At 62.6% G+C, this 13731-nt stretch carries 16 protein-coding genes; 12 read left to right on the forward strand and 4 right to left on the reverse strand.

What is annotated here, in order from left to right:
* Window positions 1–311 precede the first annotated feature (311 nt).
* Genes AC1D1L_RS22160 through AC1D1L_RS22175 form a run of 4 tightly spaced genes read right to left on the reverse strand, consistent with a single transcriptional unit; the run spans window position 312 to window position 4094 of the window.
* Window positions 312–1352: a heme-dependent oxidative N-demethylase family protein gene (locus AC1D1L_RS22160; RefSeq protein ID WP_352557273.1), complete on the reverse strand. Its 1041-nt coding sequence runs from the start codon at window positions 1350–1352 to the stop codon at window positions 312–314.
* A 9-nt stretch (window positions 1353–1361) separates the two neighbouring features.
* Window positions 1362–2327 carry a PDR/VanB family oxidoreductase gene (locus AC1D1L_RS22165; RefSeq protein ID WP_477343589.1) on the reverse strand — a complete coding sequence of 322 codons (966 nt, stop codon included), beginning with the start codon at window positions 2325–2327 and terminating at the stop codon, window positions 1362–1364.
* Window positions 2324–2920 carry a dimethylamine monooxygenase subunit DmmA family protein gene (locus tag AC1D1L_RS22170; protein WP_477343590.1) on the reverse strand — a complete coding sequence of 199 codons (597 nt, stop codon included), beginning with the start codon at window positions 2918–2920 and terminating at the stop codon, window positions 2324–2326. The genes AC1D1L_RS22165 and AC1D1L_RS22170 overlap by 4 nt, the downstream gene beginning before the upstream one ends.
* Window positions 2921–2960: 40 nt before the next feature.
* A complete protein-coding gene (locus AC1D1L_RS22175; RefSeq protein ID WP_477343591.1) occupies window positions 2961–4094 on the reverse strand; it encodes an aminomethyl transferase family protein in 1134 nt (377 codons plus the stop codon).
* 286 nt (window positions 4095–4380) lie between these two features.
* On the opposite strand from AC1D1L_RS22175, the gene AC1D1L_RS22180 reads away from it, so the two are divergent.
* From AC1D1L_RS22180 to AC1D1L_RS22235, 12 genes are all read left to right on the forward strand, one after another.
* Window positions 4381–4668 carry a hypothetical protein gene (locus AC1D1L_RS22180; RefSeq protein ID WP_477343592.1) on the forward strand — a complete coding sequence of 96 codons (288 nt, stop codon included), beginning with the start codon at window positions 4381–4383 and terminating at the stop codon, window positions 4666–4668.
* Window positions 4669–4696: 28 nt separating this feature from the next.
* A complete protein-coding gene (locus AC1D1L_RS22185; protein WP_023668545.1) occupies window positions 4697–5074 on the forward strand; it encodes a hypothetical protein in 378 nt (125 codons plus the stop codon).
* Between the two features lie 23 nt (window positions 5075–5097).
* Entirely contained in the window at window positions 5098–5259 is a 162-nt protein-coding gene (locus AC1D1L_RS22190) for a hypothetical protein (protein WP_477343593.1), read from the forward strand.
* A 9-nt stretch (window positions 5260–5268) separates the two neighbouring features.
* Entirely contained in the window at window positions 5269–6672 is a 1404-nt protein-coding gene (locus AC1D1L_RS22195) for an APC family permease (protein ID WP_192256113.1), read from the forward strand.
* Window positions 6673–6713: 41 nt separating this feature from the next.
* Window positions 6714–7400, forward strand: a complete 687-nt coding sequence (locus tag AC1D1L_RS22200; RefSeq protein ID WP_477343595.1) for a hypothetical protein — start codon at window positions 6714–6716, stop codon at window positions 7398–7400.
* Window positions 7397–7708, forward strand: coding sequence for a hypothetical protein (locus AC1D1L_RS22205; RefSeq protein ID WP_477343596.1), 312 nt, complete (start codon window positions 7397–7399; stop codon window positions 7706–7708). Before AC1D1L_RS22200 ends, AC1D1L_RS22205 begins: the two co-directional genes overlap by 4 nt.
* Window positions 7709–7793: 85 nt before the next feature.
* The gene (locus AC1D1L_RS22210) at window positions 7794–8690 is read left to right on the forward strand and encodes a class II glutamine amidotransferase (protein ID WP_192256107.1); all 897 of its coding nucleotides are present in this window, start codon (window positions 7794–7796) and stop codon (window positions 8688–8690) included.
* A gap of 4 nt (window positions 8691–8694) precedes the next feature.
* Complete coding sequence (locus AC1D1L_RS22215) at window positions 8695–9423, forward strand: GXGXG domain-containing protein (protein WP_352557259.1); 729 nt, start codon at window positions 8695–8697, stop codon at window positions 9421–9423.
* Window positions 9424–9429: 6 nt separating this feature from the next.
* Complete coding sequence (locus AC1D1L_RS22220) at window positions 9430–10758, forward strand: FMN-binding glutamate synthase family protein (RefSeq protein ID WP_477343597.1); 1329 nt, start codon at window positions 9430–9432, stop codon at window positions 10756–10758.
* A 31-nt stretch (window positions 10759–10789) separates the two neighbouring features.
* Window positions 10790–12097, forward strand: coding sequence for a type III glutamate--ammonia ligase (gene glnT, locus AC1D1L_RS22225; RefSeq protein ID WP_477343598.1), 1308 nt, complete (start codon window positions 10790–10792; stop codon window positions 12095–12097).
* Window positions 12098–12133: 36 nt separating this feature from the next.
* Window positions 12134–13387 carry a sarcosine oxidase subunit beta family protein gene (locus AC1D1L_RS22230; RefSeq protein ID WP_477343599.1) on the forward strand — a complete coding sequence of 418 codons (1254 nt, stop codon included), beginning with the start codon at window positions 12134–12136 and terminating at the stop codon, window positions 13385–13387.
* Between the two features lie 10 nt (window positions 13388–13397).
* Window positions 13398–13673 carry a sarcosine oxidase subunit delta gene (locus tag AC1D1L_RS22235; protein WP_477343600.1) on the forward strand — a complete coding sequence of 92 codons (276 nt, stop codon included), beginning with the start codon at window positions 13398–13400 and terminating at the stop codon, window positions 13671–13673.
* Window positions 13674–13731: the final 58 nt, after the last annotated feature.

Here is a 13731-nt window from a genome sequence, read left to right on the forward strand (position 1 = left end):
CGTCCAGCCAATCCTTAGAAACATCAACTCCACAAATGATCCTGTTCACGGTAACCTGCCTTGTGCGTACGGTTGGAACCAAGCGACTGTTCGGTCGTGCGTGACGAAGGCGAAGATCCCAAGCTCTCCCGCGGCTGTAACCTCAGGTGGTACGGGCGACTTCGCCAAGCCAAGGTCCGGGCGGCCGCCCGGACCTTGGCTCAATCGCTTCAATCCCACGAAATCTCTCTCGTGTAGATACAAGGTGGCGCTAGCGATCTCTTCTCCCCTCGGGGAGAAGGTGGCCGCGAAGCGGCCGGTTGAGGGGGCCTTCAGTCCGGCCCAAACCCCGGTGACGTCGCGCTCCCATCATCCAGCTTCGACAGCCATTCCACCAGCGTCGGCCTGTACCGCGTCAGGCCCTTGTAGGTGGCGAGCTCTTCCGGCAGGTCGCGGATGACGCGGTGCAGGCGCCGCGCCCATTTCGGCTGCGTCACCAGTTCGTCCATCTTGATGAGGTAGCAGCGGATCGGGAAGACGATGCCGTTGGAGCGCGGCAGGCGCCAGAAACTCTGCAGCTCGACGCGCAGATGCACCTTGTCGCCGACATTTTCGGGCGTCACCGTGGTGCGGTCCGGTCCCCATTTGTGATAGTTTTCCGGGCTGGTGTCGAGGCGCGGATTGATGGTCATCGTCCAGTTCAGCCGCCGCGCCGGCTTGCCCTGCTGGATGTTGGTGAGGAATTTCAGCGCCCTGACGAAAATCCCCTTTTCATGCGCCAGCGGCACCGGCGCGTGCCACTCGAAGAAGTTCATGCCGATGTCGAAATCGAGCGACCAGTCGGCCTGGGTGGTGACCATGCCGGCGTCCATCCACAGATTGCCGTCGCGCTGGTCGAGGATGCAGAAATCGCCCTGGCTCTGGCGGGTGATGTATTCCATCGGCCCGTAAGGCAGCGTCGAGGTGTCGCCGAAGGTGAAGGTGTCGTCGATGCCGAGCGGCCGGTTGATCCAGCGCCAGCGGTCGCCGTCGCGCTCAAGCGTGAAATGCTCGGGGTAGCCCAGCGCCTGCTGCTCCATCAGGAGTTCGAGCAGGTCCCAGCCGGCCAGCGTCATATGCGGCAGCGACTGACAGCGCAGCGGATCCTCGGCCAGCACCAAAGCGCGGTCCTGCATCTCGGCGACATAGTGCTCGTCGACGTCGATCAGGTTTTCCAGCACTGAGCCTTTGGGACCGACGACATGCGGCTCGATATTGACCGCATACATGTAGCTGTCTTCGTGGAACGGAAACGGAAACCGCCTGATGTGCTCCGGGCTGTTCTTGAAGGTGAAATCGTCGCGGAACGTTTCCTTGCGAAAGGTGATGCCCAAGCTCGCCTCCTATCTTTCCAGGACCAAAGACTTGCCTTCGAAGCGCGACACGCACGGCATGATCTTGCAGCCCGAACGGTGGTCTTCCTCGCTCAGCCAGTGGTCGTTGTGGATGAACTTGCCGTCATACGAGATGACATTGGTCTCGCATTGGCCGCAGACGCCGCCACGGCAGAGATAGGGCGGATCGACGCTGGCGGCTTCGATCGCTTCGAGCAGGCTCTGCTGCTCGCCGACGCGGATAGTCTTGCCGCTGACGGCAAGTGTGACGTCGAACGGCAGGCCGGGTTGGGGTGCCGCGAAATGTTCGTAATGCACAGTCTCCGGCGGCCAGCCCAGTTCTGCCGCGCGCTCGCGCACCCAGTTGATCATGCCGGCCGGGCCGCAGACATAGAGATGGGTGCCGAGCGGTTGCGACGACAACAGCCGGTCGAGTTCGATTCGCTGGTCCAGATCGTCGTGGTAGAGCCGGATGCGGCGGCCATAGCGTTCCTGCAGGACATCGGCATAGGTGCCGAGCGACGCGGTGCGGCACGTATAGTGTAACTCGAAATTGCCGCCGGAGCCCGCGAGCTGCGCGGTCTGCGCCATGAACGGTGTGATGCCGATGCCGCCCGCAAGCATCAGGTGCTTCTTTGCCCGGAGGTCAAGCGAGAACAGATTGACCGGATAGCTGATGACCATATCCAGGCCGGCGTGGACCCTGCTGTGCATGAACAGCGAGCCGCCCCGGCCGACATCGTCGCGGCGCACGCTGATCGTGTATTCGCGCGTGTCGAGCGGCGAGCCCATCAGCGAATAGGGATTGAGCCTGGTGCGGTCGCCGTCGCGCATCTCGACCACGACATGGGCGCCGCCGGAGAACGTCGGCAGCAGTTCGCCATCGCGCCGGCGGAAATGGAAGCGGGTGACCAGTTCGTTGACCGGAACGACATCGCTGACCACGACATCGAGCTTGGTGGTGCCAGTGCTCATGGGAAGGCCTCCTCCATCGGAGGAATTTCCGAGCGATCCTCGGCGTTGATGCAGACGCCCTGGAAGGCGGCGAGGCGCCTTGAATAGTGGTCGCGCACCAGAAGCAGCAGGCCGCAATGCGAACAGGTCGCCGGCTGCGTCGTCACGTTTTCGGTGATGCCCTTGCAGTGCACGCACTGCATGCGCCGCGCCAGCGACCCGCGATGCTCGGTCTGCATGGAGGTGTGGTCGATGCCGGCTTCGAGTGCCACCTGCATGGCTTGGCCGATCAGTCCTTCGGTGCCGGCGAGATAGAGGCGCAGGCCCATATGAGCGTTGGCCAGCGTCTGCTTCAGCCTCGGCAAGAGGCTGGCGAAGGACGGCGCGACGTGAAACTGCGCCGGCTTCAGGGTTTCGAGCGCGGCAATGTGCTTGCCGTCAGGTCCCGGAATGAAGACGATCTCGGCGCCGTCGAAGAAACCGGGCGGGGCCGTCCTTGCCATATCAACGATCGCCAGCGCGCCTTCCGCATCCGCCAGAAAAAGATGATGCTTGCCGGGCTGCGGAGACAGGGTTCCGTAAATGGGTCGGCTGATGATCGTCTTGGCTGCCATTCTCTCTTTGTGCCCTAAATCCCTCGCTGTCGATTGTGCCTCAACCCTTGGCGGTGCGCTTGGTTTTCTTCGGATCGTCGAAGGGCAGCGGCTGCGCCGTCGCCTTGATCGAACCGCTCGTGTTGCGGATTTCGAGCTTGGTGTCCTTGACCGCGCAGTCGACGTCGAGGCGAGCGATGCCCATCGATTTCTCGACCAGCGGCGAATACATGGCGCAGGTCACCACGCCGACCTTTTTGCCGTCGCGATAGACCGTCGCGCCCTCGTCGGCCGGCTCCTTGCCGTCGAGCAGAACGCCATAGATCTTGAAGCGTTCCTTGCCTTTCAGCCGATAGTGCTCCTCCGCACCGCGGAAGCCGGTTTTCCCTGGGCTGACGGTGAAGTCGAGGCCGAGTTCCCACAGCGTATCGCCGGGGCCTTCATTCTCGAACGGATACTTTTGGGAATTATCGTAGGGATAGAACAAAAGGTAGCTTTCGACGCGCAGCATATCCAGCGTGGTGAAGCGGCAGGGAATGATGCCGGCGCTCTTGCCCTCGTCGAGAATCCTGTCCCAGATCGTGCCGGCATCCTGGCCGCGGCAGAAGATTTCGTAGCCGCGCTCGCCGGTGTAGCCGGTGCGCGAGATCATCACCGGGAAACCGAACAGCTGCGTCTGCATGTGATGGAAATAGGGCAGATCGCGAATGCCCGGCACGTGCTTGGCGAGGTAATCGACCGCCGTCGGCCCCTGCAGTGACAGATCGTGCAGATTGTCGTCGAAGCGCAGCGAGACGTCGCGGCCGACGGAAGCGCGCTGCAATTCCTCATGGCCGGTGCCGGAGCCGTGCACCACCATCCAGGCGTTCGGGCCGGTGCGGTAGAGGATGCAGTCGTCGGTGAATTTGCCGGCCTCGTTCAGCATGCAGGCATAGGCCGACTTGCCGGGATAGATCTTTTCGACGTCGCGCGTTGTGGCGAGATCGATGAGGTGCGAGGCATGCGGCCCGGTGATGTGAACCTTCTTTAGGCCCGACACATCCATCAGCCCGGCTTTGGTGCGGATGGCGGTGTATTCCTCGTCGGCATCCTTGTCATAGGTCCAGGCGGTGCCCATGCCGCTCCAGTCTTCGAGCTTCGAGCCGAGCGCGCGATGGCGATCCGCCAGGGTCGAAAATCTCCAGGATGCCGTCATCCGCTAATCCTCCGTTCGAAAATTCAATTGTGTTCCCTGCCCCCTGCGCTGCGGCGGGAGCTTTGAGCGAATATTGATCGCAAACGTTCGGGCGCCGCAATACCCGTAAGCAAATAATTTCATTGTCAGGCAAAATTTGCCACGCCAAATGACCGGTTAACCAAACGTAAATTCGTCTTGACAATTTCGCAAATCGGATTGAATTTATGAAAAAAATTTCACTCTCTTGAAAGAGGGCAGCGACCGGCCAATTCGGAAGCCGGCGTTAGAATAAAGGGGAAAACCGATGTCAGACCTGCAGCAGCGCATCGAAGCGCTGTACCGTTCCGACGTGCGCGGATCCGCGCTCCTGATCGTCTGCCTGTGGGCGACGATCCTCTTCGTGCTCATCATGACATGGCCCTACATCCCAGACACCGGGATCAAGATCGTCGTCGCCATCGCGGCGGCCGCCGTGCTGATCTTCAACACGGCCGCCATTCTAGCGATGATCGATCACTACAAGGAAGACAAGGACTTCATCTACGGTCTCGACATCAAGAACGCCGACGCGGCCCGCAACCGCAAGTCCTGAAAATAGAACGTCCTGAGGGGTAGAAGACATGTCGCGCTACACGCCGCCGGAACAAGGCAAGGCCGGGCAGATTTTCGATATCGTCGTCGTCGTCGTCGCCATTTTTGTGGCGCTGTGGCTGCCGCTGAAACTCGGGCTCGCCGGTGCTGCGAAGTCCATCGACGCGCTCGATGCCAAGACCTGGGAGGCGCTCGGGCAGAACCCGACCATGGCCTCGATCTGGGAAAAGCTCGGCTACACGCCCGAGACCGCGCACGACATCATCCAGAACCGCTTCCACTACATCATCGACTGGCCGACGCTGATCATCATGGCGGCGGTGCTGATCGGCTATTTCGTCTTCCTGTTCCGCGCCTCCGACCGCGAATACCGCGACGTCATCAACGAAAAATTCGACGACAAATAACGCCAGAGATTTGGGGAAGCACCATGTGGACGGCTCTGTCTTATGCATGCTGGGGCATCTCGGTCGTGCTTGCGCTGTGGATGCTCTACGACTGGTTCAAGATCGACACGACCTACTCCGAGGAGGTGCTGACCTCCTCGCGCGAAGGCGAGCTTGAAGCCGTTTCCGAAAAGCATCGGGTCTAGGGGAAAACAATGGCGGTCGCGGCTGAAACGATAATTACGGCAATCCACGGCGACAGGGTTTCGCTGCTCAGGGTGCTCGGCCCGGCCCATGTCTGGGCGCTCGGCGTCGGCATCGTGCTGGTCGGCGAATTCACCGGCTGGAATTTCTCGGCCGACAAGGGCGGCGCGCTGGCAGCACTCATCGTCTGCTGGGTGGTCGGGTTGCTCTACACCTCGGTCGCCATGATCGATTCCGAAGTGACATCGACGGTCGCCGCCGCCGGCGGCCAGTATGCTCAGGCCAAGCACATTGTCGGGCCGCTGATGGCCTTCAATGTTGCGCTGTTCCTGGTCTTTGCCTACACCATGCTTGAGGTCTCGGACGCCATCCTGCTCGGCGACACCATCGTCGCCAAGGCCGGCGTCGAGGGGCTCACCCACAATTCCTTCATTGCCGCCACCATCGTCGTGTTGGCGTGGCTGAACTATCGCGGCGTGCTGATGACGCTCAACGTCAATTTCGTCATCACCGCCATCGCCTATGTCTCGATCGTCATCCTGTTCTTCTCGGTCAGCCCGTGGACGCAAGGCGCGGTGCTGAAGCTCAACGAGCTGGTCACCCCCGGCAATGCGCTGCCTTACGGCTGGATCGGCGTCATCGCCGCCTTCCAGTTCGGCATCTGGTATTATCTCGGCATCGAAGGCACCACGCAGGCAGCCGAGGAAGTCCGCTCGCCGGCCCGTTCGCTGCCCTACGGCACCATGGCCGGAATGATCACGCTTTTGATCGCCGCCGCCATGACCTGGTATGTCTGCGCCTCGCTGATGCCCTGGGAATATCTGGGGATCACCTATTATCCGCTTTGGGATGCCGGCAAGCTGACGGGGAGTGCGCTGCTCGAGAACCTTTTGTTCATCGCCACGCTGCTGGCCGCGCTCGCTTCCGCCAATGGCTGCATCAACGATGCGGCCCGCGCCTGGTTCTCGCTCGGACGCGACCGCTATCTGCCGACCTGGTTCTCGGCCGTGCATCCGAAATACCGCACGCCTTACCGCTCGATCCTGTTCCTGCTGCCGATCGCGCTCGCCTTTGCCTTCATCGCCGACCTCAACCAAGCGATCACCTTCTCGATCCTGTCGGGCGTGCTGCAATACACCTTCATGAGCATCAACATCATGATGTTCCGGAAGAAATGGCCGCTGGGAACCATCCGCCGCGGCTACACGCATCCGTTCCATCCGCTGCCGGCGATCGTTTTGTTTTGCCTGTGCGTGGTGACCTTCTTTGCGATCTTCCTCGGCTTCGGTTCGCAGTTGATCGCGATGACCATCTTCTATTTCCTGATCTCGCTGTGGTTCCATTTCTACCGCTACCGCTATGTGCGCCGCGGCGACCAGTTCACCATGCCGTGGCCGAAGCCACAGGGTTATTGACAGGAGAGGGCCTGCCGGTTTGGGCAGGCATTGCGTGACGAGTGTCTGACGTGACGACAGCATTGCTGGCCGGGGCGATAGCCTTGGCTCTCGTCTTGCACCTCGCCTGGCTTGCGCGCGCCAGCCGCAACAGGGCCAAGGCTGCTCTTGCCGCCGAGGTTGCTAGCATCCGCACCGTCATCGCAGATGCCGTCGACATTTCAGATGGCACGGTTGGCGTCGTCACCTGGGTGGGTTCGTGGAACGAAAGGCGCGTGCAAGTGCGCACCATCGTCGACACGCTGGCGACGCGAAAACTGCCGGCGCGCTGGCTCAGCGTTTCGGTCACCGAACCGGTTGCGGTGCCGGCGACCTTCGACATGATGATGCGGCCGGGTTCGCCGACCACCTTCTCCAATTTCGATCACCTTCAGCACACGCTGCCGAAAGCTCCGGGTTTTCCGGCCGAAGCCGTGTTGCGAACAGACTTAAGGGGCGCGCGCTTTCCGCAGAACCTGATCGCCAGTCATCTGGACATCTTTGCCGAAGGCCGCGCCAAGGAACTTTTGATCACGCCTAACGGTGTGCGCATCGTCTGGCTGCTGGCCGAGGCCGAACGCGCCCGCTACGGTGTGTTCCGGCAGGCTGCCTTCGGCACAAGACTCGAACCGGCGCTGGTCGAAAGGTTGCTCGCCTCGGCGTCGACGCTGCGCGATGCCATCAACCGACAGGAAAGGCAGGTGGCATGAGCGCACCGACAAATCCCTATCTGGTGCTCGGCGCCGCTATCGTCCTGCCGGCAAGTGGCCATGTCATTCTGGGCGTCCCTGTGCGCGGCCTGCAGTTCCTTTTCTTCATGGTCATCCTGGCCTGGGTGACGGCCAAGATCGCGCCGACCGACGCCAGCTTTATCGGCCGCCATGCCGGCGGCTTCCTGATCTATGCGCTGTCGATCCTGGATGCCTACAAAATCGCCCGTGTCCGCACCGCCACATGGGTTCACAGTGCCCGCGCGGGCAGCGATAGTGCACAAAGTGGCATTGAGCCGCATACGTAACTAGAGGAAAATTTTTTTCATATGATTGAATTCGGACAGCGCATTCGATACATCATCTCTTAGCTGCAAACGCCGGGAGGCTGACATGTGTGGAATCGTCGGACTTTTTTTGAAGGACAAGTCGCTTGAGCCGCAACTCGGCTCGATGCTGTCGCAGATGCTCATCTCGCTCAGCGATCGCGGCCCCGACAGCGCCGGCATCGCCATCTATGGCGCCACTTCCAAAAACGAAGCCAAGATCACCATCCAGTCGGCCAAGCCCGAGCGCGATTTTCACGGCCTGGACGCCGAACTTGCCAAGGCCATCGGCGCACCGGTGAGCATCGCGGTGAAGTCGACGCACGCCGTACTCAGGACCGCGCCCTACAAGGTCGACGCCGCGCGCGAAGCGTTGCAGTCGATCCGGCCCGACGTGCGCATCATGGGCGCTGGCGAAGCGGTGGAGATATACAAGGAAGTCGGCCTGCCGGAAGCGGTGGTCGACCGCTTCGACGTCCGCTCGATGACCGGCACGCATGGCATCGGCCACACCCGCATGGCGACGGAATCGGCTGTTACCACGATGGGCGCGCATCCGTTCTCGACCGGCGCCGACCAGTGCCTGGTGCACAATGGCTCGCTGTCCAACCACAACAATGTGCGGCGCGAATTGCGGCGTGAAGGCATGACCTTCGAGACCGAGAACGACACCGAGGTGGCGGCCGCCTACCTCTCTTCGCAGATGGCGCATGGCAAGAATCTCGGCGAGGCGCTGGAAGGCACGCTTTCCGACCTCGACGGCTTCTTCACCTTCGTCGTCGGCACCAAGAACGGCTTCGGCGTGGTGCGCGACCCGATCGCCTGCAAGCCCGCCGTCATGGCCGAGACCGACCAGTATGTCGCCTTCGGCTCGGAATATCGCGCGCTGACCAAGCTGCCCGGCATAGACAATGCGAGGGTCTGGGAGCCAGAGCCCGCAACCGTCTATTTCTGGGAGCATTGAGCCCATGCCGGCAACCAAACTTTCGAAGGTGGCGCAAGACCACGCCTCCCGGGTCTTCGATCTCGATGTGTCGTCGCTGCGCGAGCTCAACCAGGCGCTGCACAATCTGACGCCCGGCTCCAACGAGACGGCGTGGGAAGTGCTGCACCCGAAGGGCAGCCATTCGGTCGCCGTCGGCGTCGACCAGCCTGTCACCATCGATGTGCGCGGCAGCGTCGGCTACTATTGCGCCGGCATGAATGACGGCGCCACGATCACCGTGCACGGCTCGGCCGGCCCCGGCGTCGGCGAGAACATGATGTCGGGCTCGATCGTCATCAAGGGCGATGCCAGCCAGTATGCCGGCGCCACCGGCAGAGGCGGGCTGCTGGTCATCGAAGGCAATGCCTCGTCGCGCTGCGGCATCTCGATGAAGGGCATCGACATCGTCGTCCATGGCAATATCGGCCACATGTCGGCCTTCATGGCGCAGTCCGGCAATCTGGTGGTGCTGGGCGATGCCGGCGATGCACTGGGCGATTCCATCTACGAGGCGCGGCTGTTCGTGCGCGGCAAGGTCGAAAGCTTAGGGGCCGACTGCATCGCCAAGGAGATGCGGGCCGAGCACATCGACCTGTTGCAGGGCCTACTCGACCGCGCCGGCGTGACCGGCGTCAAGCCGTCGGAGTTCAAGCGCTACGGCTCGGCGCGCACGCTCTACAATTTCAATATCGACAACGCCGACGCGTATTGAGGCAGCATGACCTACAAGAACCCGCCGACGACGCCGCGCAAATCCGCGACCTTCGACGACTACACGCTCTCCGAAATCCGGCGCGCAGCGGCGACCGGCATCTATGACATCCGCGGCGCCGGGGCCAAGCGCAAGCTGCCGCATTTCGACGACCTCCTGTTTCTTGGCGCCTCGATCTCGCGCTATCCGCTGGAAGGCTATCGCGAGCGCTGCGACACCAGCGTGGTGCTCGGCTCACGCCATGCCAAGAAGCCGATCGAGCTGAAAATCCCGATCACCATTGCCGGCATGAGCTTTGGATCGCTCTCCGGTCCCGCCAAGGAAGCATTGGGCCGAGGTGCTTCGCTTTCCGGCACCTCGACGACCACCGGCGACGGCGGCATGACCGAGGAAGAGCGCGGCCATTCGAAGACGTTGGTCTATCAATACCTGCCGTCGCGCTATGGCATGAACCCGCGCGACCTTCGTCGCGCCGACGCCATCGAAGTGGTGGTCGGCCAGGGCGCCAAGCCCGGCGGCGGCGGCATGCTGCTGGGACAGAAAATCTCCGACCGCGTCGCCGAAATGCGCACGCTGCCGAAAGGCATCGACCAGCGCTCGGCCTCGCGTCATCCCGACTGGACCGGACCGGACGATCTCGAGATCAAGATTCTCGAGTTGCGCGAAATCACCGACTGGGAAAAGCCGATCTACGTCAAGGTCGGCGGCGCCCGCCCCTATTACGACACGGCACTTGCGGTGAAGGCCGGCGCCGATGTTGTCGTCGTCGACGGCATGCAGGGCGGCACCGCGGCGACCCAGGAAGTGTTCATCGAAAATGTCGGCCAGCCGACGCTTGCCTGCATCAGGCCTGCGGTGCAGGCGCTGCAGGATCTCGGCATGCACCGCAAGGTGCAGCTGATCGTTTCCGGTGGCATCCGCAACGGCGCCGACGTCGCCAAGGCGCTGGCACTCGGCGTTGACGCTGTCTCGATCGGCACGGCGGCGCTGGTCGCGCTCGGCGACAACGACCCGCGCTGGGAGGCGGAGTACAATGCGCTTGGCACCACGGCCGGCGCCTATGACGACTGGCATGAGGGCCACGACCCCGCGGGCATCACCACGCAGGACCCGGAACTGATGAAGCGGGTGGATCCGATCGCCGCCGGGCGGCGTCTGGCCAACTACCTCAAGGTGATGACGCTGGAGGCCCAAACGATCGCGCGTGCGTGCGGCAAGAACAGCCTGCACAATCTCGAGCCCGAGGATCTCGTGGCGCTCACCATCGAAGCCGCCGCCATGGCCGGTGTGCCGCTGGCCGGCACCAACTGGATACCGGGGAAGAACGGCTTCTAAAAAATCACATCAAAATATGCGAGGAACTATAATGGGGAACGATCTCGCCGCATTCGCCAAAGAGAACGGCGTCAAATATTTCATGATTTCCTACACCGACCTGTTCGGCGGCCAGCGCGCCAAGCTGGTGCCGGCGCAGGCGATATCAGACATGCAGAAGGACGGGGCCGGCTTTGCCGGTTTCGCCACTTGGCTCGACTTGACGCCGGCGCATCCCGACATGCTGGCGGTGCCGGATCCGGATTCGGTCATCCAGCTGCCGTGGAAGCCCGATGTCGCATGGGTCGCCGCCAACTGCATCATGGACGACAAGGAGGTCGGGCAGGCGCCGCGCAACACGCTGCGCCGTCTGATTGCGGAAGCCGCCACCGACGGCATGCATGTCAAGACCGGCGTCGAGGCCGAGTTCTTCCTGATCTCGCCGGACGGCAGCGTCATTTCCGACAAATACGATACGGCCTCGAAGCCCTGCTACGACCAGCAGGCGGTGATGCGTCGCTACGATGTCATCGCCGAGATCTGCGACCATATGCTGGCGCTGGGCTGGAGCCCGTACCAGAACGACCATGAGGACGCCAACGGCCAGTTCGAGATGAACTGGGCGTTCGACGATGTGCTGGCGACCGCCGACAAGCACTCCTTCTTCAAGTTCATGGTCAAGTCTGTCGCCGAAAAGCACGGCCTGCGCGCCACCTTCATGCCGAAGCCCTTCCAGGGCCTGACCGGCAATGGCTGCCACGCCCACATCTCTGTGTGGGACAAGGCCGGCAAGACCAATGTCTTTGCCGACAGTGCGATGGAGCTTGGCCTGTCGGCCAAGGGCAAGAATTTCCTCGGCGGCATCATGAAACATGCCTCGGCGCTGGCCGCGATCACCAATCCGACGGTCAATTCCTACAAGCGCATCAACGCGCCGCGCACCATTTCGGGCGCCACCTGGGCGCCGAACACGGTGACCTGGACCGGCAACAACCGCACCCACATGGTGCGCGTGCCCGGCCCCGGCCGCTTCGAATTGCGGCTGCCGGACGGTGCCGCAAACCCCTATCTGCTGCAGGCCGTCATCATTGCCGCCGGTCTCGACGGCATCCGCTCCAAGGCCGATCCCGGCAAGCGCTACGACATCGACATGTACCAGAACGGCCACACGGTGAAGGGCGCGCCGAAGCTGCCGCTCAACCTGCTCGACGCGCTGCGCGAGTTCGACAAGGACAAATCGCTCAAGGCGGCGCTGGGTGAGGAATTCTCGTCGGCTTACCTAAAGCTGAAGCACCAGGAATGGAATTCCTATGCTTCGCACTTCACGCAATGGGAGCGCGACCACACGCTGGACATCTGATGTTCGGCGTGAGGCGAGCGACCTCGGAATGACCTGATGAAATACTCGATCTTCTCGCTCGCCCGTGCCGCCCTTTCCGGCCACAAGAACTGGCAGCGCACATGGCGTGATGCCAGCCCGAAAGACCACTACGATGTGGTGATCATCGGCGGCGGCGGCCATGGGCTCGCCACCGCCTGGTTCCTGGCCAGCGAGTTCGGCATCAGAAACGTCGCGGTGCTGGAAAAGGGCTGGATCGGCTCCGGCAATGCCGGCCGCAACACCACCATCATCCGCTCCAATTACGGCCTGCCCGGCAATACCGGCTTCTACGAATTGTCGATGAAGCTGTGGGAGCGGATGGAGCAGGACCTCAACTACAATTCGATGGTCAGCCAGCGCGGCGTTCTCAACCTCTACCATTCCGACGCGCAGCGCGACGCCTATGCGCGGCGCGGCAACACCATGCGCATCAACGGCATCGACGCCGAACTGCTCGACCAGGCGGCGCTGAAGAAGATGCTGCCGTTCCTGAATTTCGACCATGCGCGTTTCCCCGTGCAAGGCGGGCTTTTGCAGCGACGCGGCGGTACGGCGCGGCATGACGCGGTGGTCTGGGGCTACGCCCATGCGGCGAGCGAACTCGGCGTCGACATCATCCAGAATTGCGAGGTCACCGGCTTTGTCCGGGACGGCAATGGCAAGGTCACCGGCGTCGAGACCTCGCGCGGCATGATCGGCGCCGGCAAGGTCGGCATGGCAGTTGCCGGTTCCTCCTCGCGCGTCGCCGCGATGGCCGGCCTGCGCCTGCCGATCGAAAGCCACGTCCTGCAGGCCTTCGTTTCCGAGGCGATCAAGCCGCTCATTCCCGGCGTCATGACCTTCGGCGCCGGGCATTTCTATGTAAGCCAGTCGGACAAGGGCGGGCTGGTCTTCGGCGGCGACATCGATGGCTACAATTCCTATGCGCAGCGCGGCAACATGCCTGTGATGGAAGATGTCTGCGAAGGCGGCATGGCGCTGATCCCGATGATCGGCCGCGTGCGGCTTCTGCGCCAGTGGGGCGGCATCATGGACATGTCGATGGACGGCTCGCCGATCATCGACAAGACGCCGGTCGAAGGGCTCTACCTCAATGCCGGCTGGTGCTATGGCGGCTTCAAGGCGACGCCCGGCTCCGGCTTCGTCTTTGCCCATCTGTTGGCGCGCGACGAGTCGCACAAGGAGGCGGCGCTGTTTCGCCTCGACCGCTTCCGGCGCGGCGCCATGATCGACGAAAAGGGCCAGGGCGCCCAACCGAACCTGCACTGAGGACGGCTCGATGCGTATTGTCTGTCCCTTCTGCGGCGAACGCGAACTCGGGGAGTTCAGCTATCTCGGCGACGCCAAGCCGGTGCGGCCCGCCGCGGACGCCGGCGAAGAGGCCATCTACGAGTATGTCTATCTGCGCGACAACGTCGCCGGCGTGATGAGTGAGAACTGGTACCATGGCGGCGGCTGCCGGGCCTGGCTGAAAGTCACCCGCAACACGCTGACGCATGAGATTTCGGCGGTGGAGCCGGCGGCCGGCGCCGGTGCCAGGCAGGTTGCGAAATGAGCTACTCTGGCCACGTCAGCGCTGCCCCTCACCTGCCTGCCAGCATCCTCTCCCCGTA

It is taken from the genome of Mesorhizobium sp. P2_D6 (assembly GCF_056404315.1).